General features: G+C 52.9%; 1 protein-coding gene. It reads left to right on the top strand.

The window, feature by feature from the left end:
• Positions 1–367: transposase (locus CXF70_RS07415; protein ID WP_199172804.1), on the top strand; the 367-nt coding region annotated here is incomplete at both ends.

Raw genomic sequence — 367 nt, 5'->3', positions numbered from 1 at the left:
CCGTATGCACTTGGAGACGGCGGTCAATACGCTTCTCCAAACGGAACTCACGGCTTTCCTGGATTACGAAAAATACGATCGCATTGGCTTCAACTCGGGTAACTCCCGCAACGGTGTCTACACGCGGACACTCCATACGGAGTACGGGGATTTGGAGCTTTCGATGCCGCGGGACCGGAATGGCGAGTTCAACCAACAGACGGTTGCGCCGTACAAGCGCTCGAACGACACACTGGAATCCTTCGTCATCCACATGTTCCAGAAAGGTGTCACGATGTCCGAAATCTCGGAACTGATCGAGAAGATGTACGGCCATCACTACACGCCGCAAACCATTTCCAATATGACAAAAGCGATGAGCGAACAG

Source organism: Planomicrobium sp. MB-3u-38 (assembly GCF_002836425.1).
GTDB lineage: Bacteria > Bacillota > Bacilli > Bacillales_A > Planococcaceae > Planococcus > Planococcus okeanokoites.
Note: the sequence above shows the minus strand (reverse complement) of the source record. Positions and strands in the feature narration are given on the sequence as shown.